At 60.6% G+C, this 25067-nt stretch carries 24 protein-coding genes and 1 riboswitch; of the genes, 13 read left to right on the forward strand and 11 right to left on the reverse strand.

The features are described from left to right. Positions 1-68: 68 nt before the first annotated feature. From IG168_RS01545 to IG168_RS01555, 3 genes are all read right to left on the reverse strand, one after another. Positions 69-854, reverse strand: a complete 786-nt coding sequence (locus IG168_RS01545; RefSeq protein WP_193161371.1) for a hypothetical protein — start codon at positions 852-854, stop codon at positions 69-71. Continuing rightward, entirely contained in the window at positions 854-2227 is a 1374-nt protein-coding gene (locus tag IG168_RS01550) for a hypothetical protein (RefSeq protein WP_193161372.1), read from the reverse strand. Before IG168_RS01550 ends, IG168_RS01545 begins: the two co-directional genes overlap by 1 nt. Positions 2228-2559: 332 nt before the next feature. Then, entirely contained in the window at positions 2560-2892 is a 333-nt protein-coding gene (locus tag IG168_RS01555) for a DUF1820 family protein (protein WP_193161373.1), read from the reverse strand. Positions 2893-3140: 248 nt separating this feature from the next. Here IG168_RS01555 and miaB point away from each other — a divergent pair, with 248 nt between their 5' ends. The 6 genes from miaB to IG168_RS01585 all read left to right on the forward strand — a co-directional run bounded on the left by miaB (position 3141) and on the right by IG168_RS01585 (position 9924). Continuing rightward, entirely contained in the window at positions 3141-4532 is a 1392-nt protein-coding gene (gene miaB / locus IG168_RS01560) for a tRNA (N6-isopentenyl adenosine(37)-C2)-methylthiotransferase MiaB (RefSeq protein WP_193161374.1), read from the forward strand. Between the two features lie 207 nt (positions 4533-4739). Then, the gene (locus tag IG168_RS01565; protein WP_193161375.1) at positions 4740-5765 is read left to right on the forward strand and encodes a PhoH family protein; all 1026 of its coding nucleotides are present in this window, start codon (positions 4740-4742) and stop codon (positions 5763-5765) included. A gap of 27 nt (positions 5766-5792) precedes the next feature. Then, entirely contained in the window at positions 5793-6263 is a 471-nt protein-coding gene (gene ybeY / locus IG168_RS01570; protein ID WP_193161376.1) for an rRNA maturation RNase YbeY, read from the forward strand. 61 nt (positions 6264-6324) lie between these two features. Then, entirely contained in the window at positions 6325-7221 is an 897-nt protein-coding gene (locus IG168_RS01575) for an HlyC/CorC family transporter (protein WP_193161377.1), read from the forward strand. A 55-nt stretch (positions 7222-7276) separates the two neighbouring features. Next, the gene (gene lnt, locus IG168_RS01580) at positions 7277-8848 is read left to right on the forward strand and encodes an apolipoprotein N-acyltransferase (RefSeq protein WP_193161378.1); all 1572 of its coding nucleotides are present in this window, start codon (positions 7277-7279) and stop codon (positions 8846-8848) included. A 158-nt stretch (positions 8849-9006) separates the two neighbouring features. After that, a complete protein-coding gene (locus IG168_RS01585; protein ID WP_193161379.1) occupies positions 9007-9924 on the forward strand; it encodes a TIGR01777 family oxidoreductase in 918 nt (305 codons plus the stop codon). Between the two features lie 22 nt (positions 9925-9946). Here the strand turns inward: IG168_RS01585 and IG168_RS20560 are convergent, their stop codons facing one another. From IG168_RS20560 to IG168_RS01600, 3 genes are all read right to left on the reverse strand, one after another. Next, complete coding sequence (locus tag IG168_RS20560; protein WP_226876403.1) at positions 9947-10180, reverse strand: hypothetical protein; 234 nt, start codon at positions 10178-10180, stop codon at positions 9947-9949. Positions 10181-10485: 305 nt separating this feature from the next. After that, complete coding sequence (locus tag IG168_RS01595) at positions 10486-11286, reverse strand: YdcF family protein (RefSeq protein WP_226876404.1); 801 nt, start codon at positions 11284-11286, stop codon at positions 10486-10488. Further along, positions 11286-11735: a zinc ribbon-containing protein gene (locus IG168_RS01600; protein ID WP_193161381.1), complete on the reverse strand. Its 450-nt coding sequence runs from the start codon at positions 11733-11735 to the stop codon at positions 11286-11288. The genes IG168_RS01595 and IG168_RS01600 overlap by 1 nt, the downstream gene beginning before the upstream one ends. Before the next feature lie 172 nt (positions 11736-11907). On the opposite strand from IG168_RS01600, the gene leuS reads away from it, so the two are divergent. The 4 genes from leuS to holA are packed head-to-tail and all read left to right on the forward strand — an operon-like array spanning position 11908 to position 16575. Continuing rightward, positions 11908-14505 (forward strand): leucine--tRNA ligase, encoded by a 2598-nt coding sequence (leuS, locus tag IG168_RS01605; RefSeq protein ID WP_193161382.1) that lies wholly within the window; start codon positions 11908-11910, stop codon positions 14503-14505. Positions 14506-14557: 52 nt separating this feature from the next. Beyond that, positions 14558-15037, forward strand: a complete 480-nt coding sequence (locus IG168_RS01610) for a hypothetical protein (protein WP_193161383.1) — start codon at positions 14558-14560, stop codon at positions 15035-15037. Then, complete coding sequence (locus IG168_RS01615) at positions 15034-15561, forward strand: LPS-assembly lipoprotein LptE (RefSeq protein WP_193161384.1); 528 nt, start codon at positions 15034-15036, stop codon at positions 15559-15561. The genes IG168_RS01610 and IG168_RS01615 overlap by 4 nt, the downstream gene beginning before the upstream one ends. A 12-nt stretch (positions 15562-15573) precedes the next feature. Then, on the forward strand, positions 15574-16575 hold the full coding sequence (gene holA, locus IG168_RS01620; protein ID WP_193161385.1) for a DNA polymerase III subunit delta: 1002 nt from the start codon (positions 15574-15576) through the stop codon (positions 16573-16575). Between the two features lie 40 nt (positions 16576-16615). Here the strand turns inward: holA and IG168_RS01625 are convergent, their stop codons facing one another. Then, positions 16616-17734: a glycoside hydrolase family 18 protein gene (locus IG168_RS01625; RefSeq protein WP_193161386.1), complete on the reverse strand. Its 1119-nt coding sequence runs from the start codon at positions 17732-17734 to the stop codon at positions 16616-16618. 266 nt (positions 17735-18000) lie between these two features. Between IG168_RS01625 and IG168_RS01630 the strand changes: the two genes are divergently transcribed. Beyond that, positions 18001-19659, forward strand: coding sequence for an acyl-CoA dehydrogenase family protein (locus IG168_RS01630; RefSeq protein ID WP_193161387.1), 1659 nt, complete (start codon positions 18001-18003; stop codon positions 19657-19659). 67 nt (positions 19660-19726) lie between these two features. Here IG168_RS01630 and IG168_RS01635 read toward each other — a convergent pair whose 3' ends face one another. The 3 genes from IG168_RS01635 to IG168_RS01645 form a co-directional block, all read right to left on the reverse strand. Continuing rightward, the gene (locus IG168_RS01635) at positions 19727-20092 is read right to left on the reverse strand and encodes a SirB2 family protein (RefSeq protein ID WP_193161388.1); all 366 of its coding nucleotides are present in this window, start codon (positions 20090-20092) and stop codon (positions 19727-19729) included. Between the two features lie 140 nt (positions 20093-20232). After that, entirely contained in the window at positions 20233-20886 is a 654-nt protein-coding gene (gene ribB, locus IG168_RS01640; RefSeq protein WP_193161389.1) for a 3,4-dihydroxy-2-butanone-4-phosphate synthase, read from the reverse strand. Between the two features lie 126 nt (positions 20887-21012). Further along, a riboswitch (FMN riboswitch) is annotated at positions 21013-21158 on the reverse strand. Between the two features lie 223 nt (positions 21159-21381). Then, on the reverse strand, positions 21382-22158 hold the full coding sequence (locus IG168_RS01645) for an ATP-binding protein (protein WP_193161390.1): 777 nt from the start codon (positions 22156-22158) through the stop codon (positions 21382-21384). A gap of 234 nt (positions 22159-22392) precedes the next feature. On the opposite strand from IG168_RS01645, the gene IG168_RS01650 reads away from it, so the two are divergent. Next, positions 22393-22806, forward strand: coding sequence for a BlaI/MecI/CopY family transcriptional regulator (locus IG168_RS01650; protein ID WP_193161391.1), 414 nt, complete (start codon positions 22393-22395; stop codon positions 22804-22806). Further along, positions 22799-24223, forward strand: a complete 1425-nt coding sequence (locus IG168_RS01655) for a M23/M56 family metallopeptidase (protein ID WP_193161392.1) — start codon at positions 22799-22801, stop codon at positions 24221-24223. Before IG168_RS01650 ends, IG168_RS01655 begins: the two co-directional genes overlap by 8 nt. A gap of 71 nt (positions 24224-24294) precedes the next feature. Here IG168_RS01655 and IG168_RS01660 read toward each other — a convergent pair whose 3' ends face one another. Beyond that, on the reverse strand, positions 24295-25038 hold the full coding sequence (locus IG168_RS01660; RefSeq protein ID WP_193161393.1) for an SDR family NAD(P)-dependent oxidoreductase: 744 nt from the start codon (positions 25036-25038) through the stop codon (positions 24295-24297). Positions 25039-25067 lie beyond the last annotated feature (29 nt).

Here is a 25067-nt window from a genome sequence, read left to right on the forward strand (position 1 = left end):
CCGGCACTGCCGGCTAGATACAGAGTAGCCATTTCTTTGCACGGATACCGGAGTGGGAGACTCTCCCGCTAATTCCGCACCTTCTCGATCTGCTCAAACCGGGAGACACTGCCGAGATAATCCACCCAGCTGGTCTCCAGTTCCGGGGTCTGGTATTTCCGGTATTTCTCCCGGTCCAGCCAGAACACACGGGTCTTGGCCCGGCGCAGGTCGATCGACGGCAGCCGGTCGATGGCCGCCGCACCGCTACTGAATACGGACCCCGCGCGGGAGTTCTGAATCATGTCACTGACAATCGTCAGGTCGACCTCATCGGCGCGTGGATCGATCCGCTTCAGGGCGACCACATCCGACAGCGCCTCGTAAATGGGCGAGACCTGCTGATCACCGGAAGTCACCGCCGAGGCAATGGCCTTTTCCAACGGCACCTCGAAACGCTCGCGGTAAAGCTCCTGCACGAAAGTCCGGTTGGAAGTCAGCATATCGACGTCTTCCGCGGATTTCGGCTTGCACAGATCAATGACCGGATCGGATAGACCGTTGTACTTTTCGTCGAGCACAAATATTGAAAATCGGTCATTCACCCTGGCCGCCTCAAGCAGATCCGAAATATGCGTGCGCAGGAAATGTTCCTGATGGGCAGACAGCGCGTCGGACACATCGATGATCAGCAACTGATGCGCGTGCCTGTGCAGATGCTCGTTGCACAGTGTCACCCGGTCGTAATCCTTTTCCGGAGACCGGATCACCTGGAACACAAAAATAGCCAGTGCAACCAGAATTGCTATTCCGGTCGCGAAGATGACAACCCCCCGTTTATCCTCGGCCGACAGGCCGCCGCGCACTTTCCTCATTACATGCCGCCCAGGCCGTTGTCCCGCTCGATACTGCCGACGAGGGCGCTCAGCTCGCCCTGCACCGCCTCGCACTTGCGGTTGATCGCACCGATGGACTCGGCGTAGGTCTCGTCCAGAACCTGCAGGATCTCGTCAAAGACGGAAAGGTCTTTCTTGTGCTGCTCGAGGCCGGTTGTATTCAGCTTCGGCAGCTTGTCCAGTTCGAACCTGAGGAGCTCGCCGAAATAGGCCGCGCGCCGGTTCATCATGCGCGCGGAGTGGGACTGGTAGTAGCGAATCAGCTCATCCAGCAGTCCCTGCGCTTTAACGATATCCTCTTCATAGTGACAGCGGATCTCTTCGCTCCGCTCGATGCTCCCCTTGAACTGGATGAACTGGGAGCGAATCTCCTTTTCCTTTTCCGATAGTTCCTGCTGAGTCCTCTCCGCCACCTCATTGATTTCGTCGATGGCATCGGCGCAGATGCCGTTCCAGCGCGACTGCAGGTCTTTGGCTCTGCGGGTAATTTCCGTATATCCCGGATAGCGGTCGTCGACGACAAAAAACTTGGCCGTCAGCAGTATCAGTGCGATGGCACTGACGATGACCATGGTCCAGGAGTTGAAATCGTGGATTCCCAGCGGATCGCCCCACAGGTTCATCATCGCCAGCTTGGAGGCAATAAACGGGTTCAGTTCCAGCGCTTCCCGGTAGTGGCCGACGCCGAGGACGAATGCAACGGCGAGCGCACCGATGCCCGCCAGTACGGAGAACGAGGCCAGCTTGCGCAGCACATTGCGGTGGAAGCAATTCCGCAGCGCGATGGCGGCAAAGGCCGCGAGACCGAGATTGACCAGCGAGAGGATGAATGCCTGAAAGAATCCCCCCACGAGACCGAGTTCGCTGCCCTTCGATAGGAAGAAGGAATTCAGGGCCGTTTCAAAAATGACGATTAAAAATATTACGGAATAGTGGAGAACCTTGGAGCTTCTGAACACGGCATCCCTGGTGAGGCCATTCCTGTGCTTGAATATCTCGAGATCAGCCCGCGTTGAGGACAACTCCCTGGCGGTCCTCTTGAGATCCTGCGCCAGTACCGAGAAGCGGCTCGCGACTCTTTTACCAATGACCGTTTCGGTGTTTCTTATATCCTGGTAAATCTGGCGGATACCGACCTCGTTCCTCGCTTCGACCTGTTCATCGAGTTCCGTTTGCCGGTTTTCGTGCACCTTGCCGATTATCTCCCGGACAACATAAGACCGAAGGCTCTCTTCACTTTCGGTATGACTGTCGCGATCGATCTCGGGTATGCCTGCTTTTACGTCGCGCTCGACGCGCTCTTCGAGTTTCAGAGCGGAAATCGCCGCTCTGGTTGCCGGTATTGACGTCATGACATCACCTAAAAGACATCCACTACATTTTAGGCATCGGTTCTGTTTCGCTTTCTCCGGACTGCCCACGGCATTTCCGGGAAAACAAAAATTTCCCTTAACTTTGAGAATAGCTGTCCTGCCAGCAGTGTGACGGTGATGCGATAAAGCGTTACCTAAACGAGGAATTTGGCGTCTATGACAGTGCAATTTCGCGCCACACGGGGAATGACGAGGAAAGGAACAGAAACAACCGAGCGCCAAATTGCCCGGATCGGGTGCGGGATGGAGAGCAGTGGAAGCCCCGGCAACCGGGGTGGTCGGGCGGCACAGGACCGTGCCGCCGCGGAAACTTACTCGGTATCGACCGGCGGTTGCATCGGTGCGGGGAAGGGAAATTTGGCGACCTTGTCGCCCTTGACCTCGACAATCTTGCCCGTGCCCTCTTTCTCTACTTCATCGATGCGCACGATACTGTGCATCGGAATATAAGAGCGGGTCACCGACGCAAACTCGGTCTTCAGTTTCTCTTCACTGGGATCCACCACCAGCTGTGACTTCTCGCCAAAGACAAATTCCTCCACTTCGATGAAGCCATACATATCGCTCTGATAGATGGCCCGGGCGTAGAGTTCGTACACCTGGTTCTGGTTGTGGAAGATGACTTTGTAAATAGGGTTGGCCATAGGACTCTCAGAAAAGGGGGACTCCCCTGTGGATTCTAGACTCGGTACGGAGCTGCCCCGCAGTTTAGTACCAGTCGTGTCCGGCTGGTCGCTGGCTCGCACACGAAGTGCCGCCTTAACAGCGGGCGGGGTCGGCCCGAAAAAGCGCGGAAGGTTAGCACTCTAATAGAGGCCCGTCTATGCAGTCCGGAGCGGGGTCGCTATAATGCCCCACCTTTTTAACTGACCAGTTTTTAACCAGGTTCGCTATGTCTTCCGATCCGTCCGAAACCACGTCTCAGACACGGGTGAAAAAGCTCTATATCAAGACCCACGGCTGCCAGATGAACGAGTATGACTCCGCGCGCATGCGCGACCTGCTCGGCGAGTCCCACGCTATGGTGCCCACCGACGATCCGGAAGACGCGGATGTGCTGCTGGTCAACACCTGTTCTATCCGTGAGAAAGCTCAGGAAAAATTGTTCCACCAACTGGGCCGCTGGAAGCACCTGAAGGAAAAAAACCCCGATCTCGTCATCGGCGTCGGCGGCTGCGTCGCCAGCCAGGAAGGCGAGGCGATCTCCAAGCGAGCGCCCTACGTGGATCTGATTTTCGGCCCGCAGACCCTGCATCGCCTGCCTGAGATGATGGAGACCCGCGAGCAGAAGAACGGTGCCGTGGTCGTGGATGTGACCTTTCCGGAAATCGAGAAATTCGACCGCCTGCCGCAACCTGAGGCCGAAGGCGCCAGCGCGTTCGTGTCCATTATGGAGGGCTGCTCCAAGTACTGTACTTTCTGCGTTGTGCCCTATACCCGCGGCGAAGAGGTCAGCCGCCCGGTGGCCGATGTGCTGGAAGAAGTCGCCCACCTGGCCGACCAGGGTGTGCGCGAGGTCAACCTGCTGGGCCAGAACGTAAACGCCTACCGCGCTCCCGGGGAGGACGGCCAGATCGTCGACTTCGCCGAGCTGATCACCTATGTGGCCGCCGTCGACGGTATCGACCGCATCCGCTACACCACCTCCCACCCGGTGGAATTTTCCGATGCCCTGATCGACGTCTACGCCGAAGTGCCGGAACTGGTGAACCATCTGCACCTGCCGGTTCAGAGCGGCTCCGACCGCATCCTGATGGCGATGAAACGCGGCCACACAGCCCTGGAGTACAAATCCAAAATCCGCCGCCTGAAGAAGATCCGCCCGGATATCTGCCTGTCATCCGACTTTATTGTCGGCTTCCCCGGCGAGACCGAGCGGGACTTCGAAGCCACCATGAACCTGATTCAGGAAGTGGGTTTCGATATTTCCTTCAGCTTCATCTACTCTCCGCGCCCGGGCACCCCGGCCGCCGACCTGCCGGACGACACACCGGAAGACGTGAAAAAGCAGCGCCTGCAACTGCTGCAAAACCGCATCAACCAGCAGGCCGCGGCCATCGCCCGGCGCATGGTAGGCAACACCGAGCGCGTCCTGGTAACCGGCGTATCGAAGAAGGATCCCGGCCAGCTGCAGGGGCGGACCGAAAACAACCGTGTGGTCAACTTCCGCGCAGACGACCTGGCATTGATCGGTAACTTCGCCGACGTGGTCATCGAGGAAGCGCTGCCAAACTCCCTGCGCGGCACCCTGGTAGCCTCCGAACTGGATGGCCCGCTGGATTGACGGGCATCGTGATCTCTCCGCCGCAGCGGGCTAAACCCCGCTGCGGCGCTCGGGAGGGAAGAGATGACTCCTCGTCCTGTAATACCTACCTGTTATAAAATATTTCCTGCTTTAGAACCTATTCGTCACAAACCGCTCTTTCCCCTACTGGGAGAATGGGTATACCCTAGCAGTGAAACTTCCTGATAAAGGTGCACGGAAACCAATTTGGAAACACATACTCTCGCTCACAGTATCACCCTTGAGCCCAACGACGCCCGCCGCCTGGCCAACCTCTGTGGCCAATTCGATCAACACCTGCGCCAGATTGAACAGCGATTGGATATCGAGATCCGCAATCGCGGCAATGAGTTTGCCTTCTACGGCGAGCCCAAGTCTGCCCGCGCAGCTGGTGAAATATTGAGTTCCCTGTACAAGGAAACCGGCAGCGAGGACCACCTGACGCCGGATGAAATTCACCTGGCCCTGCAGCAGTCGGGTGTCGAGGAGTTGCTGGCAAAAGACGCCGACAACGGTGAGGGAGAGACGGAACAGGTAGTCCTGATCCGCACCAAAAAGTGCTCGGTGCGCCCGCGCGGCGTGAATCAGCGTAAGTATGTGCGTGCAGTTCAGACCAACGATATCAATTTCGGCATCGGGCCGGCCGGTACCGGCAAGACCTACCTGGCAGTAGCCTGCGCCGTGGAAGCGCTGCTGAAAGACGAAGTTGAACGTATCCTGCTGGTGCGCCCCGCGGTGGAAGCCGGCGAAAAACTCGGTTTCCTGCCCGGCGACCTCAGCCAGAAGGTTGACCCCTACCTGCGCCCACTGTACGACGCCCTCTTCGAGATGCTCGGGTTCGAGACTGTCGGCAAGCTGATCGAGCGCAATGTGATCGAGGTTGCCCCGCTGGCGTACATGCGTGGCCGCACCCTGAACAACGCCTTCGTGATCCTGGATGAAAGCCAGAACACCACCCGCGAGCAAATGAAAATGTTCCTGACCCGTATCGGGTTCGGCTCCACGGCGGTGATCACCGGTGACCCCAGCCAGATCGACCTGCCCCGCGGGCAGGCTTCCGGGCTGCGTCACGCCATCGAGGTTCTCGACAAGGTCAACGGCATCAGCTTTACCCACTTCGGCGCCAAAGACGTGGTCCGCCATCCGCTGGTACAGCGGATCGTCGAGGCCTACGACGCCCACGAAGCGGAGCGCGAAGCCCTGGCGCGCAGCCGGGGCGAAGACGCGGCCTGACCGCCGCCGCTTCGTGTGACTGCCACCATGACAGAACTACTGCTCGATGTGCAGCGGGCCAGCCGCTGCACCGATTTGCCCACCGATGACCAGATCCGGCATTGGGTGCTCGCCGCTGTGCGCGACCGTCTCGACACCGTGGAACTGACCGTGCGGATTGTCGACGAAGAAGAAAGCCAGCAGCTGAACCACCAGTATCGCGGCAAAGACAAGCCAACCAATGTTCTGTCCTTCCCCGCCGAAATCCCCGAGGACCTGGATCTCCCACTTTTGGGTGATCTTGTGATCTGCGCACCGGTTGTCGCCTCGGAAGCGCAACAACAACACAAACCGGCGGCCGCGCACTGGGCACATATGGTGGTCCATGGCACACTGCACCTTCTGGGTTACGACCACATCGACGACAGCGATGCGGAGGTGATGGAGAGCCTGGAAACGGAATTGCTCGCCGGGCTGGGCATTGCCGACCCCTATCAGCCCGCAGAGAAACAGGACTGACTGGGCGTCCACAGGGCACTACCAGTCATTAACTAGAGTAGAGAAGAGAGAAATCCGGAGCATGGCCACATCCATGACCACAGACGAACCCCCAAGTAGCCACTCGTCCGGCAAGCCCCGATCGGGAGAAAAGAACTGGCTGGAAAAGCTCCTCGGCGCTTTTTCAACCGAACCGAAATCCCGCGATGAGCTGCTGGATATCATCAAGGACGCCGCAGAAAACCAGCTGGTAGACGCGGAGGCCCTGTCCATCATCGAGGGCGCACTGGACGTCTCCAGTCAGCAGGTGCGCGAAATCATGATTCCGCGCTCGCAGATGGTCGTCGTTAGCCTGCAGGACAAGCCCGAAGAATTCCTTCCGAAGATTATCGAATCCGGCCACTCCCGCTTTCCGGTCATCGGCGAAAGTATCGATGATATCCGCGGTGTACTACTGGCCAAGGACCTGCTGCCGCTGGTGCTCAAAGGCATCGAGGATTTCAGCCTCGAAGAGACCATCCGGCCGGCCAATATCATCCCGGAAAGCAAACGCCTGAATATCCTGTTGCGCGAGTTCCGCGAGAACCGCTACCACATGGCCGTGGTCATAGATGAATATGGCGGTGTATCCGGCGTAGTCACCATTGAAGACATCCTCGAGGAAATCGTCGGCGAAATCGAAGACGAGACGGACGAGGAAGAGGCGGACAGCTTTATCCGCAAAGTGGGTGACAATGACTTTATCGTCAAAGCGCTCACCCCCATCGAAGATTTCAACGAATACTTCGAATGCGAGCTCAGCGAAGAAGAATTCGACACCGTTGGCGGGTTGATCATGCAGTCCTTCGGCCATTTGCCGGGACGCGACGAAGTGACCCGCCTGGCGAACTTCATGTTCCGCGTCCTTTACGCAGACAACCGGCAGATTCACCTGTTGCGCGTCAGCCGCCTGGAAAGATCAGCGCAGGAAGACGGCTGACGGAACTCGAGAGACAGTAGGGTGCGCCCCGGCGCACCGCGGAATACCAACCTCTATGCGCAAGTTACTTTTCTCACTCGCCAGCGCGGCCGCCGGCGGACTGCTCACACTGTCTTTCGCCCCGTACGATCTCTGGGGCTGCGGCCTGCTGTCGCTGTCCCTGTTCGCCGGGCTGTTTCTGCACGCGGCTCAGGGCCAGACACTACCCGGCCGCAGCAGCCTGTGGCTGGCGTTCTGCTATGGTATCGGCCTTTTTGCCACCGGCGGTTCCTGGGTGTACGTGTCCATCACCCACTTCGGCGGCTCCTCGGTAGCCCTCGGCCTGCTGCTGACCGGTGCCTTTGTCGGCATCCTGGCGCTATTGCTGGCCCTGCCGTTTTACTTCCTCGGCCGCTTTACTCCCCAGCCTTTCAGTTTTGCCCTCGCTTTTGCCGCACTCTGGTTCCTGAACGAATGGCTGCGCAGCTGGATTTTCACCGGATTTCCCTGGTTGTTCGCCGGTTACGCCCACCTGAATACCTGGCTGGCGGGCTGGGCGCCGGTACTCAGCGTCTACGGTATCGGCCTGATTCTCGCTTTCAGCGGCGCCGTGATTGCGCTGCTGGCGAAGCGGCAGCTGACCCCGCTGCAACACCCGGCCAATTTCTCACTGGTGCTGACCGCGCTGCTGCTGTGGCCCGCGGGCGCCCTGCTACAGCAGGTTTCCTGGACCCATCCTGACGGCAATGCAATCACCGTCGGGCTGGTACAGGCGAATATCCCGCAGGAGAAAAAATGGCTGCCGGAGTTTCGCGGCGAGACCATCAATCGCTACCAGACTGCCACCCGCGCGCTGAGCAAACAGGGCGTGGACGTGATTATCTGGCCGGAGGCAGCGCTGCCCCTGCTGTACCATCGCGCCAACAACCTGATGCAGGCCCTGCAGCGCAACGCGGAGCAAACTCAGATTGACCTCATCAGCGGCGTGCTCTACGACAGCAAACCCGCCGCCGGCGAGCCTCCCCGCACGGTGATCCACAATTCCGCCGCCGTGTTCGGGCGCAGCCCCCAGGTCTACCACAAGCGCCACCTGGTGCCCTTCGGCGAATACGTGCCGCTGGAAGACTGGATACGCGGAACCATCGAATTCTTCGACCTGCCCACCTCGTTCATCCGCTCCGGGCCGGAAGACCAGCAACCACTGCACGCCGGGGGCGTCAGCTGGGCACCGCTGATCTGCTATGAAATCGTCTACCCGCGCCTGGTCGCCGACAGCGCCCTCAATGCGCAGGTATTGCTGACCATCAGCAACGACGCCTGGTTCGGCGACTCCATCGGCCCGCTCCAGCACATGCAGATGGCCCAGATGCGCGCGCTGGAGACCGGCCGCTACCTGGTGCGCGGCACCAACACCGGCGTGACCGCCATCGTCGACCCGCACGGCCACATTGTGGAACAACTCCCCCAGTTCGAGCGCGCCACGCTCACCGGCAAGGTGACCGCCATGCGCGGCAGCACGCCGTTCATGCTGGCAGGTATTTCACTGGTCTTTGCCCTGGCCCTGCCGATGCTGGCGATCGCACTGCTGTTACAGCGACAGCGGCGAGTAAACCCCGAGACCAGACTCGCCGGCGAAATCACTGATTGACCCCACAAAGGCAAAGCCGGCGCCACAGCCGGCTGCAGCTTGCGGGCTCCCACCCAAACAGCACTAAAAAAGCGTCAACCGCCGCTAGGGCCCGTCATATCTGGGTTTGACTGCTATGCTCGAGGGATAATGAATCGACGGCAAGGATGCCTTCATCTATGCATTGTTTAATCAGCGGCGGCACAGGTCTTATCGGCCGACTGTTTTGCCTGCAGTGGCTGGCGCGGGGCGACACCCTGACAGTCCTCAGCCGGCGGCCGGACAAGGTGCACAAGCTGTGCGGTGAAGCGGCGCAGGGCTGCCGCAACCTGACAGATGTCAAAGCGCCTGTGGATGTCGTGGTCAACCTGGCCGGCGAACCGATTAGCCACCGCTGGTCAGACAAACGCCGCGAAGAGATCCGCAGCTCCCGCCTGGAAACCACGGAAAAGCTGGTGCGCTGGTCGCTGTCCCAGGCGCAGCGCCCGCGCTACTTCCTGTCCGGCTCCGCCGTGGGCTATTACGGCGATCGCGGTGGCGACCTGCTGCGCGAAAACAGTGCGCCCGGCGGCGGCTTTGCCGCGCAGCTCTGCCGCGACTGGGAAGCGGCCACCCTACCCCTTCAGCAAGCCGGCATCTGTGTCGGCATCATGCGCACAGCCATTGTCCTCTCAACCCGGGGCGGCGCCCTGACGCAGATGCTCCCGGCCTTCCGGCTGGGCGTCGGCGGCCCTATGGGATCCGGCGAGCAGTGGATGAGCTGGATTCACGAGCAGGATATCGTGGGGCTGATGCTGCACGCCATCGACCGGCACCTGTGCGTACCGTTCAATGCCTGTGCCCCGGAAGCCGTCACCAACAACAGCTTTGCCCGGCTATTGGGCAAACAGCTACACCGCCCGAGCCTGATGCGGACACCGGCGTGGGTGCTGAAGATAATGTTTGGGGAAATGGCGGAAGAGCTGCTGCTGGCGAGTCAGAAAATGGAACCACGCACCGCCCTGGACAGTGGCTACAGCTTCCAGTTTCCAACCCTGGAAGCCGCCCTGGCCGACCTGCTGCAGAAGAATGGTCAAGCGCGCAAGGCGCGCGCCTGATTCAGCCTTCCCACCCTCCGGATTACGCCGCCTGTACGGTGCGCTCCAGAACCTCGGCGAGATAACGACGACCGGACTCGCCCGTCACCGGCTCGACCCGGCACTCCATCGGCGCCGACCCCACCCACTGGGCATGCCAGCGGTACCAGTGGCGCTCGTCGCCCTCGAAACGCAGTTCGACAAAATCCACATCCGCCGGATTGATACGGAATTCACGCACTATCTGTCCGGCAAACGTCTCGAAATTCTTGCTCACTTGAGCGGTTCCCTCTGTTCCCGCACACAGGAAGACCATCTCTCGGCCGCTCTGTACCGCGCGCCGGAAACCGATCCACACAGGGCGGTTCAGACGGTTGTGCAATTGAATAGGGGAAAAGGATGCAGGGATACCCGTCATCTCGTTAGTACCTCGTTTTTTCTTATTTTGTCCACAGCCGCTACTCCAAATCGACAATCTGCAGCAGGACACCGCCGTGGCGGCCGCCATCTTATGCTCCGCAATGGAGCGGGACAAGGTCGCATTGTGACCCGGATTATAAAGCGGGTTGCGGCCAACAGTTTTTATGAGCCGTCAATCGGGCAATGGTTCCGCGCTGGCGGCAAAGGCCGCCAGTAGTACCAGGCCCGCGCCAGCAGCTCGCGCCAGTACACCTGAGTGCGCAACATCGCCGCTGCGCTGGGCAACCAGCGCAGCAGGCCACTCTGGGCCCGCGGCAGCAATTCATCGACACTGCCCACCGGCAGTGGCCGAACCTGCAAGCCGGCGCGGGCGAACAGTTCTGCCGCCCGGGGCATGTGCCACCAGTGGGTGACCAGCACCACACTCTCGACACCGGAGTCGTGCAGCAGCGCGGACGCATTGACGGCGTTCTCCGCCGTGGTACGGCTGCAATTCTCGCGCCAAGTCACTGACCTGCCGAAACTTTCCTGCAGCAGGTCGGCCATCAGCGCCGCCTCCGGGGCCCGCTCCTCGGCATACACCCGCCCGCCGGCAACCAGCAATGGCAGATGGCCCGGCGCCTTCTGCGCCGCCCAGACAATCCGCTCGAGGCTGGTCGCGGACAACCTTTCGTTACCGCTCTTCTCATTCCGGTAACGACCGCCACCCAGTATAACCACCGCCTGCGGTACCACATCCGCATCCCGCACATTGGCGCCGGCAAGCCGCTGCCCCATCCAGGCGGAAAACACCGGCGTCGCGCTGACCCACAGGACGGCGAAAGAGAGGATAGCCACCGGGAGTGACAGTTTGGCGAACAGGGATGAAGCGGGGAAACACCACAGCGCAAACGCCAGCGAGAGGCCCAGTAGCGGCAATAGCGGTGGCATGACCAGCGCCGTCAGGGTCGTGTGCCACTCCATCAGTCTTCCAGGCCGCCCTCGATCTGCCGGAAACAGCCGTAGCCGCATCGGTGGCAGGGAGTGATCTGGGTATCCGCCGGCGGCAGCGCCCGGTAGCCGCAGCCTAGGCACTGCAGTTCCTCACCGGCCTTGACCTTCTCTCCCGCCAGCGCCCAGGGCTGCCCGGTCTTGATACAGCGCATCAGGTTGGGCCAGGCGGTCTCGGTGGGATCGGCCGCGTCCAGCAACCAGTCGCCAGTCCGCTCCTCCAGGGTCTGCACTTCGCCGCCGAGTCCGCGCAGGTAGTCTGCGGCGCGGTGCAGGTCATCCTTTAGCCAGGCGCGAAGAAAGGCCACTTTATTGGCCGTCAGGTCTTCCACCGCCAACTCCCCCTCGACCAGATCCTCCAGATCTTTGCGCAACTCTTCCGCCAGATCCTCTTCCGGTGGCAACTTCGGTTCCTTCGTCATGGCATCCCTCATATAATTCCGCGTTTACGCATCCTAACCGATGCTTGTTTATAGATCCCTGATGCAGATCAACTTCGCCGAGTGCGCAGGATCGCAGCCGCGGGCCGCATCTACAGGGTAATTACACGGTTTTCCCCGCTAATTCAGATCACAGAGTATAGGTTCCCAACCGATGGAAGAGCAGTACAACCCCTCCGCAGTCGAAGCCTCAGCCCAGCAGTTCTGGGAAGAACAGAAGAGCTTTGAAGTGACCGAGGACGCCAGCAAGGAAAAATTCTACTGCCTGTCCATGTTCCCCTACCCCAGCGGCAAGCTGCATATGGGTCATGTGCGCAACTACACCATCACCGATGTGATCACCCGCTACCAGCGTATGCAGGGCAAGAATGTGCTGCATCCGATGGGCTGGGATGCCTTCGGCCTGCCAGCGGAAAACGCCGCGATCCAGAACAAAACGGCACCGGCCAAGTGGACCTACGCCAATATCGACTACATGAAGGGTCAGCTGAAAGCCCTGGGCTTCGGTTTCGACTGGTCGCGCGAGCTGGCCACTTGCCAGCCCTCCTACTACCGCTGGGAACAGTGGTTCTTCACCCGCCTGTACGAAAAGGGCCTGGTATACAAGAAGAACTCCGCCGTGAACTGGTGCCCCCACGACGCCACCGTGCTGGCCAACGAGCAGGTCGAGGACGGCTGCTGCTGGCGTTGCGGCACCACCGTGGAGCGCCGCGAACTGGCGCAGTGGTTCATCAAGATTACCGATTACGCGGAAGAGCTGCTGTCCGACCTGGACAAGCTGCCCCACTGGCCGGAGCAGGTGCGCACCATGCAGCGCAACTGGATCGGCAAGAGCAAGGGTGTGGAACTCTCTTTCGCCCTGCCGAAAACCATCGCCGGCGTAGACCACTTTGACGTCTACACCACCCGTCCGGACACCCTGATGGGTGTGACCTACGTGTCCCTGGCCGCCGAGCACCCGATCGCTCTGGAACTGGCCGAGAGCAACCCGGAACTGAAGGCGTTCATCGCCGAGTGCAAGAAGCAGTCCCTGTCCGAGGCCGATATGGCCACCATGGACAAGAAAGGCATGGACACCGGCCTGGTGGCCATCCACCCGATCACCGGCGAAGAAGTGCCGGTATGGGTCGCCAACTACGTGCTGATGGATTACGGTTCCGGCGCGGTGATGGCGGTGCCCGCCCACGACCAGCGCGACTGGGAATTCGCGCGCAAGTACAACCTGCCGATCGAGCAGGTGGTAGCCCCGGCCAATGGCGAAGCGATCGACCTGGACAAGGAAGCCTTTACCGAGAAAGGTGTACTGGTGAATTCCGGCGGTTTCGACGGTCTCGACTTCCAGGCCGCCTTCGACGCCATCGCCGCCGCACTGGAGTCCGCCGGCAAGGGCCGCGTGACTACCAACTACCGCCTGCGCGACTGGGGTGTATCCCGCCAGCGCTACTGGGGCGCACCGATTCCGATGTTCAACCTGCCCGACGGCGGCGAGATCCCGGTGCCCGCGGACAAGCTGCCGATCCTGCTGCCGGAAAATGTGGAGCTGGACGGCGTGCAGTCGCCGATCAAAGCCGATCCCGAGTGGCGCAAAGACACGCTGAACGGCGAGCCGGTGGAGCGCGAAACCGATACTTTCGACACCTTCATGGAGTCCAGCTGGTACTACGCCCGCTACACCTGCCCCGATTTCGAACAGGGCATGCTGGATCCGGAGCGCGCCAACTACTGGCTGCCGGTGGACCAGTATGTTGGCGGTATCGAACACGCCATCCTGCACCTGCTGTACGCGCGCTTCTTCCACAAGCTGATGCGCGACGAGGGCCTGGTCGATAGTGACGAGCCGTTCAAGCAGCTGCTGTGCCAGGGCATGGTGCTGGCGGAATCTTTCTACAAGGAAGAGAAAGGCCACAAGACCTGGATCAACCCGTCCGATGTCGACGTCGAACGCGATGACAAGGGCAAGCCGATCAAAGCGGTCGAGCGCGCCAGCGGCGAAGAAGTCATCGCCGGCGGAGTGGTGAAGATGTCCAAGTCCAAGAACAACGGTATCGACCCGCACGCCGCGGTAGAACAGTACGGTGCCGATACCGTGCGCCTGTTCACCATGTTCGCCGCGCCGCCCGAGCAGACCCTCGAGTGGCACGATGCCGGCGTCGAGGGCGCCAGCCGCTTCCTGCGCAAGCTGTGGAAAACCGTGCACGCCCACAATGCCGCCGGCGACGGCGGCCCGCAGTTCGACGAAAAGGCGCTGACCGACAAGCAGCAGCAACTGCGCCGCAAAACCCACGAGACCATCCAGAAAGTCGGCGACGACTACGGCCGCCGCCAGACTTTCAATACCGCCATCGCCGCGGTGATGGAGCTGCTGAACGAAGTGGGCAAGCTGGCCGAGCGCGACAGTGAACAGGGCCTGGCGGTGGAGCGAGAGGCCCTGCAGGCCGCGATACTGCTGCTGGCTCCGGTCACCCCGCATATCTGCCACCAGCTGTGGCAAGCACTGGGTAACGACACATCGCTGGTGGATGCCCAGTGGCCGCTGGTGGATGAAAACGCCCTGGTGCGCTCCAGCATCACCCTGGTGGTGCAGGTCAATGGCAAGGTGCGCGCGAAGCTGGAAGCCCCGGCAGAGGCCGACAAGGAAACCCTGGAGAAGATGGCGTTGTCCAACGACAACGTCCAAAAATTTATCGGCGACGCCACAGTGCGCAAAGTGATTGTGGTTCCGGGCAAGCTGGTCAACATTGTTGCCAAGTGATGTGCCCCGGTGCCGTCGCCGGAGAAGTGCAACTTTCGGGGGGAATCTGGCAGTGAAATACCTGATGACAATCCTGGCGGCGGGCCTACTGTCCGCCAGCCAGACCGAGGCCGCAACGCTGGAAAAGGCGTTGCCCGGCCAGTGGCTGAGCCTGTGTAAAAAAGCCTCGGGTAATTACCTGCAGATTACCAGTAACTTCTCCGCCGATGGCGCCTACGCGGCAAAGTCGGTTTTCTACGCCGATGCTGCCTGTAAACAGTCCACGGGCGTCGAAGTCGTGTCCCGCGGGAAATACCGCCTCGGCAACTCCGTTTCCACCGCGCGTGGCGCATCCGCGCGGGAAATGGATATCGACGTCCGCATCCTGGAAAGTGGCGGCATACAGCTGCCCGGCAAGGGCCAGCAGATCGCCCAGATCGTCACCATCGCTGACGACAAACTGATCTTTGGCGATGCGCCGGGGCTGCAGGCAGTTACCGGCGGCACTCGGCCGCAAAAACTCAATTACCAATTCTATTCGCGAAAACAATGAAAAAAATATTCAGCCAAGCCCTTATCGGTATTCTCATCACTACAATCCTCGGCGGTTGTGGCTGGCACCTGCGCGGTGCACCGAAAAACTTCCCGCCAGGCAGCAAACTGTATATCGCCACCGAGGATCCGCGCAGCGACGTCGCCGCCGAAATGACCCGGCTACTGCAGAACGGCGGTATCCCCATGGCGGAATCGCCGTTGGAGGCGGACTACGCGCTGACTATTCATAAAGAGGTGGAGCGCAAGCGCATCGTCTCTGTCGATGCCAAGGGGCGCGCATCGGAATACGAACTGATCACCAGCGCCACCTACAGCGTGGAAGACCGCGCTGGCAACGTGCTGTTGAACAATGCCGAAGCAGACGTCTACCGCACGCTGGAATGGAATGACAACGAAGTCGTCAGTAAAGGCGAGGAAGAGCGGCTGCTGCGCGAGGAAATGCGCCGCGAGCTGATCGGCCGCATCATCGACCGCCTGCGCCGCATCGACGTCAATGCACCGGCAGAAGATAAAAGCTACTAGGGCGCCGAGCGCATGCGAATTAATCCGAGGCAATTGCCCCAGAGCCTGAACAAGGGGCTGCTGCCGATCTATATCGTTTCCGGCGACGAGCCCCTGCTGGTGCAGGAGTGCTGCGACAGTATCCGCGCCGCCGCGCGCAACGCTGGCTTCAGCGAACGCGAACTCCTGCACGCGGAAAACAATTTTGATTGGGGCCAGTTGATCGCCTCCGCCGGCAGCATGTCGCTGTTCGCGGAAAAGAAAGTCATCGAAGTGCGCCTGCCCGGTGGCAAGCCCGGCGACAAGGGCAGCAAGGCGCTGCAGGAGTTCGCGGCGCTGGCCGGTGACGATCTGGTGCTACTACTGGTGCTGCCCAAACTCGATCGCTCGCAGCTCAACAGCAAGTGGGTAAAAGCACTGGACCAGAAAGGCGCGCTGATCCAGGTGTGGCCGGTGGACGCCCAGGAAATGCCGCGCTGGATTCACCAGCGCCTGCGCGCCGCCGGGCTCGACGCGGAACCGGAAGCGATCCAGATCCTGGCCTCGCGGGTGGAAGGCAACCTGCTCGCCGCCAGCCAGGAAATCGAAAAACTCAAACTGCTCAGTACCGACAACCTGATTACCGCCGCCACCATGAGCGATGCAGTGGCCAGTTCCGCCCGCTACGATGTCTTCGGGCTGATCGACAGGGCACTCGCCGCCGATGCCGATGCGGCGGTCAAAACCCTGCACGGCCTGCGCGCCGAAGGTGTGGAGGCGCCGGTGGTGCTCTGGGCCCTGGCGCGGGAAATCCGCAGCCTGCTCGAAATCGGTGAAAAGCTCGATCAGGGGCAGCAGCTCGCGCGCCTGGTGCGCATCCAGAAACGCCAGCCACTGGTGCAGGCGGCACTGTCGCGCCTGCGCCCGCGCCAGCTGGAAAGCCTGTTATTACGCGCCCGCGCCGTGGACAGCGCCATCAAGGGCGGCAAGGACCAGGATCCCTGGACCGGCCTGCTCGAGCTGACACTGAACCTGTCCGGCAAGCGCAGTATCTGACCCGGTTTCCGGTGCGGCGTGGCCGCGCCGGCCAGCCTCTTTACCGGGCGACTTTCTCCGCATAAATCGCGTCCACCAAACCATTATCGTCGCCGTCTCCCGGCAGCTGCCAGAACATGATGCCGCCGAGTCCGTGCTCTTTGGCATAGCGGGTTTTCAGCGTTACCGAACGGCGGTTGTCAAAAGTGGCGTAGCGGTGTTGCGCCGCGTTATAGGCGAATGGCGCCTGCGCCTCTGCATCCCACTGCAGCTGGTAACCGTGCGCAGCGTCATATTGCTCTGGTATCTCCCGGTACGGCAGCCCCGCCACATGGACACCGGCCTGGTACCGGCCGCCATCGGCCGCTGCCACGTCTTTCCACACCCGCGAATAAAACGCTGCACCGATGACTATCTTGCGCGCAGGTACGCCCTGCCCCAGCAGGTAGCGCACGGCGTTATCGGTGGAGTCCCTCTGCTCGGCCGTCGAGTACAGCGAGCTGTGGTGTCCGGTCACGGTGCTGAAGCCGTTGACCAGGTCGTAGGACATCAGGTTGATGTGGTCCACCAGCGGCGCCAGCGCGCGCCAGTCCACGGCCTTGTGCAGATACTCCTCAAATCCCCCGGCAGCAAACGTCAACAGGTAGTCCTGGCCGAGCCTCTCGCGCAACGCTTCCACCAGCGCGGTGAAATGGTCGCGGTCCGCCGCGCTGTAAGGGTGACCGGGATGGCCGGCGATCGTCGGGTACTCCCAGTCCAGATCGATGCCGTCACCGCCGTACTGTTTCAGGGTTGCCAGCACAGAACGTGCGAATTCCCGACGGTTCTCAGCGCTGGCAAACACCGGTGAGCAAGTCTCACAGCCGCCCCAGCCGCCGAGCGCGAACATGACTTTCAGCTGCGGATGCCGATTCTTCAGCGCTACCAGGCGGCGATAGGCGGCGACGGCCTCGTCGCTGTCGAAAGCCATGCGATTGCCGTCCAGGTGCACGAAGCTGAAGATCACGTGGGTGAGCTTGTCGAAATCGTACCGGCCCAGGTCACGGCCGTCGCCGGTGTAGTAACCGAGCACCGCCAGTTGCGGTGCCTGTTGATCTTCCCGTGTCAACGCCGCGACCGATCCGCTAGCGGCCATCAGCCACGCCAGCGCACCCGCCAGCCAGTATTTCCCCAATGTCATTGCTGCCTCCGCTATCGCAGTCTCTTCTTATCTGCGGCAGATATTACCGGCACCGGAAACAAAATGACAACGCTGTCAGCAAAGAAAATAGGAGGCAAATTAATGCCAATTGCCAATAGCGTGTATTTGGGCGACGCCGCAATGATCGCCGTCACTTATGATCAAGACCGGCGGCCGTGAAGCCAGTAGCATGTTCGCCAGCCCCGCGATTGGGACTACCCTTTGCTCCAGAGACAGCGCCTACCAAGTCGTGAGAGAGAACCGCCATGCCCGATAACAATACCCCGTCTGAACTCGCCCACACCCACGCAGTGTTCAACCAGGCCAAGGCGCTGACCGGCCACAACCTCTACGCCGGCGACGCCGCGCTGCGCGATGCCGTGCAGCACAACGGCGGCCACTGGGGCGAGGATGACCTGCAACGCTACGGTGAAGTCTGCGGCCGCCGGGAATGGATCGAACGCGGCTATGACGCCAACGAGTTCAAACCGACCTTCGATAGTCACGACCGCATCGGCAACCGCGTGGACCTGGTCCGCTACCACCCGTCCTACCACCAGCTGATGCAGCTGGCACTGAGTGAAGGCCTGCACAGTTCGCCCTGGACCAATCCGAAGCCCGGCGCCCATGTGGTACGAGCTGCCAAGTACTATCTGCATTCCCAGGTGGAAGCCGGCCACGGCTGCCCGATCACCATGACCTTCGCCTCAGTGCCATCCATTCGCCTGAATCCGCAACTGGCCGAAGAGTGGCTGCCGAAAATCACCGATCGCGCCTACGACCCCAGCAACCGCCCACACACGGAAAAAAGTACCGTCACCATCGGCATGGGCATGACCGAGAAACAGGGCGGTTCCGATGTGCGTGCCAATACCACCTCTGCGACGCCGACCGGCGACGACACCTATGAACTGGTGGGACACAAATGGTTTACCTCGGCCCCAATGTGCGATGCCTTCCTGGTACTGGCCCAGGCGCCGGGCGGGCTTTCCTGTTTCCTGGTACCGCGCTGGCGCCCGGACGGCAGCAAAAACCCGATCCAGGTTCAGCGCCTGAAAAACAAGGCCGGCAATGTGTCCAATGCATCGTCAGAGATTGAACTGCGCGGCGCGCTGGGTTGGCTGGTGGGTGAGGAGGGCCGCGGCGTCAACGCGATCATCGAGATGGTAGCGGTGACCCGTTTCGATTGCATGATCGGCTCGTCCGGCGGCCAGCGCCAGGCCGTGGTACAGGCGATTTACAATGCCAGTCAGCGCAGCGCTTTCGGCAAAATCCTGATCGAACAGCCGCTGATGCAGAACGTGCTCGCCGACCTGCAGCTCGAAGTGGAGGGCTCGGTGGCCATGACCATGCGCATGGCACAGGCCTTCGACCATCTGGACGACAAACATCAGCAGCTACTGATGCGTCTCGGCACTGCCGTGGGCAAATACTGGATCTGCAAGCGTACCCCCCACCACGCCTACGAGGCCATGGAATGCCTGGGTGGCAACGGCGTGATCGAAAATTTCATTACCGCACGCCTCTACCGCGACGCGCCGATCAATGCAATCTGGGAAGGTTCCGGCAATATCCAGGCACTCGACGTACTGCGCGCGATTGCCAAGACCCCGGAAGTATTGCTGGCCTGGTACAGCGAACTGGAAAAAAGCACCGGTGCCGACCTGCGCTACGATCGCGCAGTGAAGGTCCTGAAAGATCAGCTCGCTGAGCTGGACCAGGTCGAATACCGGGCGCGTCACCTGGTCGACCAGATGGCGCTGGCGATGCAGGCCCATTTGTTGATGCAGTCCGGCAACAGTGCCGTGGCCGAGGCCTTTATCGCTTCGCGCCTCGGCAGCAGCGGCGCCCACAATACCGGCACCTTGCCCACTGGACTGGATATCAAAACCCTGATCGAGCGCGGTAACCCACTCTCCATGTGATATATAGTGGTCGGCTACTCTAGTCAGTCGCCTGGCAAAGCCAGGCGACTTCCCCGCTCCTTCAGATTCAGTACTTGGCCACGGCCATCAATACCACGCCGCCCACCAGGCCCAGTGCCAACACGCCAAAAAACACTCTGCTACGCGCGTCTTCCGCCTTCATGGCCCGGCTACCGGCGACGATATAGCCGAGAATCAGTATCAGCTTGAACAGCAGCCAGTGAGTCTGCAGCGGCGATATGCGATAGAGCACCGCGAGGCTGATACCCGACAGCAATAGCAGTGAATCGATCAAGTGCGGCGCAACCCTGACCCAGCTAATCCGTGCGAACTGCGCCTCCGCCTGCCGGCCGAGAAAACGCAGCACAAAAAAACTGATAGAGGTCAGCGCCAGAGTGATATGCAGGTATTTGAGTAACAGAATATTCGCCATCCAACAGTGTTCCTATCCGCCGCTAATTTCAGAAACTGCTTCTACTACAATCGCCGACAACTGCAATTGGCAAAAACAGGAAAAAGCATCGCCGCCAACGCCAATTGCAGACAATCATATAAGCGTAGGCAGCGAAACTATCACACCGCTATTCTGGTCATCGCCTCGCGATAGCAAACGATATCTTCGATGGAGAGCACCGTCATATCGTGTTGCCGGGCAAACGCGACTATTTCCGGCAATCGCGCCATGGTGCCATCGGGGTTGGTCAGTTCGCATAGCACGCCGGAAGGCGAAAGTTCGGCCAGTTTCATCAGGTCGACGGTGCCTTCGGTATGGCCGCGGCGGGCAAGCACGCCGTCCGCCTGGGCGCGCAGGGGGAAGATATGTCCGGGACGGTGCAAATCTTCCGGGCGTGCCCCAGATGCCGCCGCAGCCTTGACGGTTGCTACCCGATCGGCGGCGGAAACGCCCGTCGAAACGCCCTGTGCCGCCTCGATGGAAACGGTAAATGCCGTACCGTAGCGGCTGGAGTTGTCCGCTACCATCGGCGCCAATTCCAGTGCACGGATTTTTTCATCGGGCAGGCACAGGCAAACAATGCCACTGCACTCGCGAATCAGCAGGGCCATCTGCTGCTCGGTAAGGAAGTCGGTGGAGAAGATCAGGTCGCCTTCGTTCTCGCGATCTTCGTCGTCCACCAACAGTACGCCGCCGCCACTGCGCAGTGCAGCCAGGGCTTTTTCGACACGGGAATTGGCATCGCCAAATTGGGATAGTAATGACTGATTCATGGTAAATACCTTTCAAGTTACCTGAATCAGGGCATGCAGGAGCGCAGGCGCACCGACACCTTTGCTCCGCGCGAGCAAAAGGAAGCCGTCACCTGTACGACAGTGAAAAAGAAAGATCACTTGCCGGTTTATTCTCTCCCATCCGGACTCTAACCGTCGGCTCTGGCTTCTCACCAGATCTGCTGACCCTGCCATCGGCAGGCGCTCGCGGGCTCTCTCAGAAATCTGAAAATACCGCCGGTGGGGAATTCCACCCCGCCCTGAGAATAAATTTAAAGTTAATCGCGGATAGTCCGCGCCGGCAGTCTACTCCCGAGACGCATATGACGCAAAAACCGGGCGGAAGCAAAAGGCACGAACTCGGTGATCAACTGCCCCGGCGGTCACTTGGCATACGCGGGAACCAAGCAGTCACTCGACTATCCATTTAGTTAGTGGCGGCGATCAACCCCCCGACTTCCGCTGCGCTTCCAGATCATCAAGCGGAAACGTGTATCACTTCGCTGTGCTGAAACTCAGAAAAAACTGCTCCGCGGTGCGGCCGCTATGGTTTGCGCGCAACATCGCAAACTGTTTCGCAGCCGCGTGCAACTCGGAGCGATCACCGCGGAAATCCGCGAAATAGCTATCCACTATCTGCAGATAGGTGTTCCAGTCGGCGGGATAGAAACTCAGCCACAGGCCAAAGCGGTCGGCCAGGGACAGGGTTTCCTCGACGGAATCACCATGGTGCAGTTCATTGCCCACCACCCGGGTCTGCGCATTGTCGCGCGCGTCTTCCGGCAACAGGTGGCGCCGGTTGGATGTCGCGTAGAGCAACACGTTGTCCGGCGGCAGCTCGAGCGAGCCGGCCAGTACCGTCTTGAGATTCTTATAGCGCGGATCACCCTGTTCAAAAGAGAGATCGTCGCAAAACAGGATAAAGCGGTAGTGGCGCGCGGATTCATTGTCGAGGAGATCCACGACTTCCGGCAGGTCGTCGAGGTCTTGCAAGTTAACCTCGACGCAACGCAATCCGTCCTCGGCGAATTCATTTAACAGCGCCTTGATCAGGCTGGACTTACCGGTGCCGCGCGCGCCCCACAGCAGCGCGTGATTGGCCGGCTCGCCGCGCAAGAAGCGGCGAGTATTATCCATCAGCTGCTGCTTCTGGTGGTCGATGCCGACAAGCTGCTCCAGGCTGACCGGATCCAGCCGCGTGACCGGCTTTAACTGCGCACGACGGGCGCGCCAGAGTGCGGCGTGAAAGATTTTCCAGTCGGGCGTTTGCATCAGCTCGTTTTTCCCTGCGCCAATTGAACAACGCAGGTTATTTCAACATCGCTGCGCCGCCAAGTGCAGCCCCTGGCTGCCCCCCCCAGAGGGCTGGCACCAGACCTCCGCCTCCTGCCCCACAGCAGCGGTTCATCGGCCCGGAATATGGGAGTTAAAGCCCGGAGGCGACAATAGTTGCACGGTTGCGACATGTGTCGTACATTAATCCCATACGTCACAAGGCAGTTCATCATGAAACCGCAACCCTCGGCGTCGGAGCTCGCCATCCTCAAGGCCCTCTGGCAGCAATCGCCCCTCAGCGCCCGCGAGATCCATCAGCGGATTGAAGACCAACTGGGTTGGTCCTATTCCTCCACTCGCAAGACACTGGACCGCATGCAGGACAAAGGCCTGCTGCAGGCCTTCGAAGTACATGGGCTCAAGGTATTCGAAGCCGGGGCAGACAAGGTTGAGACTCTGGCCGCCTATGCACGGGATTTCGCCGAGCGGGTACTTGAGATCAAGGGGCCGGTGCCAGCGTCCTTTTTTGCCGGCAGCGAACTGCTCAGCGAAGCCGAACTGAAGGACTTGGAAGCACTGCTGGCCCAGAGCGGAAAAACAAAGGAAGGCGAAAAGGAAGATAAAAACGGAGGCGAAGATGATTGAATGGCTTGCCCAGCTGGCCCTGTCCAGCCTGATCTCCCTCGCTGCCGGAGCCACATTGCTGGGCATGCTGGTGCTACTGGCCGGTCGCCTGGACTGGTTGAACGGTTGGCGCGAGCCCTGGTTGGCAGCGGTCGTGTTGACCTTCACCAGTTTCTGCCTCGGTTTCCTTCCCGCCGCAGACAAGGCTCCGGCGATCGCGCTGAGCTTGCCGGCGTTGATGGCGCCGCCCCAGGCTGGTTCCGACGTCGTTGAACTCACAGCGCCTACGGACGGCACTGCCTTCCCCTGGCAATGGGGACTGGTGATCTGGGGTTCGATCTGGGCGCTGGGCGCGGTTATCGGTGTGGCCCGCCTGTTACTGGGTCAGTTGCGGCTGACCCGCCTGGTGAGACGGGGCAAGTCCCTGCCGGTAAACGGCGAGCTGGCCCGACATCTGGGCGTACTGGACGCCCCAAAAAGAATGAAGCTGGTGCTGGTGGAAGCGCGAATCTCTCCCTTTGCCACAGCCCTGCCGACGCCTACCCTGGCGCTCAGCCAGTGGACCCTCGATAACCTGTCCCTGGAACAGATTCGCCTGGTGGTGCGCCACGAACTGGAGCACCTGGCGCGGCGCGATCCCCTGGCGATGCAGGGCCTGCAATGGATGGCGGCGCTGCTGTGGTTCAACTGGCCATTGAAAGCGCTGGCGAAAAAGGCGGTGGATGCCCTCGAGCAGGGCTGTGATGAGCAGGTACTCAGAAAAGAAAACCCGAAACGGCGAAGGGCCTATGCAGACGCAATGCTGAAGACCCTTCGCCAAACCGCGACAGCTCACGGCAATGATCCTGTCGCGGCATTCTCAACGCAAAGCAAAAGGAGATTTACCTTGAGAATCCGTCATATTTTGAACGGCAAACTGAGCGCCCGCAAGGGTTCCAATAGAGCGCTGTGGTCGCTGAGCCTGGCCGGCGGCGTCCTGATGCTGGGCCTGCAGCCCCAGCTGGCCCTGGCCGACAAGGTCGCGGACGCCTTTATCAACCCGCTGCCCGAGGCCAGGGTCACCTCCAAATTCGGCACCAGACCCTGGCCCATCAAGGACGCGGGCTATAAGGAGAAGCGCCTGCACAAGGGCATCGACCTGGCGGCGCCGCGAGGTACCCAAGTGCAGGTACCCAAGGATGGGGTAGTCACTTTCTCCGGCACCGAAGGAGCCAGCGGCGAAGTGGTGGTCATCGACCACGGGCACGGTGTGGAAACGCTTTATGCCCATCTGGACAAACGCCTGGTGCACAAAGGCGACAAAGTCGAACAGGGCCAGATCCTCGGCCTGGTCGGCGCCACCGGCAAGGCCACCGGCCCCCACCTGCACTGGGAGATCCATCGGGACGGCAAGGTCGTCGACCCGGCCAGCCAGGTGCCGGTACTGGCTAAACCATAGAAAAACAAGGCGCCCCCAGGGCGCCTTTTCCGATCGAACCGAACCCCAAAGGCGGTTCATCCCCTATCGCTTTACCAGGGCAACACACTGCCATCCCAGAACAGCAGCTGGCCGCTGTCCTCCGCGTCCAGTTTCTCCAACACATCGACAATGCGCCCGGCACTTTGCGCCGGCGTATAGAGTTTGTCCGCGGGAATATTGGCCTGAAAGGGCTTCGACAGTTCTGTGTCTGTCGTGCCGGGATGAATCGCCACGACACAGCTCCCGGGGACCCGCCTGCCCCACTCGATCGACAGGTTTTTGACCAGCATATTCAGCGCCGCCTTGCTCATGCGGTAGCTGTACCAGCCGCCGAGGCGATTGTCCTCGATGCTGCCGACCTTGGCCGACAGCGATACCCACAGCATTGGGCTGCGCCGCTGCAACAGCGGTGAGAGCGCCCGGGCCAGATGCAGATGTGTGAGGACATTGATTTGCATCGACTGCAGCAGCCAGTCGTCGTCGCACTGTTCGAGGGATTTTTCCGGGCCGTGAGTGTCGGTATGCAGCAGGCCGCAACAGTTGATGACCCAGTCCGGCAGCCGTTCCTGAGCGGCGATAAATTCTCGCGCTGCGTCGACCGAAGCGGTTTCGTCCAATGCCGTGGTCAGGTGCTCATGACTTCCCGAGTGCCCGACAAAGCCTTCCTTTGCGCCGCGGCTGACGGTCAGCAATTGCACTTGCGGATTGCGGCGGACCAGCTCCGCGCCAAGGGCGCGGGCGAGGCCGCCACTGGCGCCGGCGACAAGGACACTTTCGGGATTGGCAAAACTCATCCAGCCTCCCTGCCGGATTGCGTCGGCGC

Source organism: Microbulbifer hainanensis (assembly GCF_014904735.1).
In the GTDB taxonomy this organism is placed as follows: domain Bacteria; phylum Pseudomonadota; class Gammaproteobacteria; order Pseudomonadales; family Cellvibrionaceae; genus Microbulbifer; species Microbulbifer hainanensis.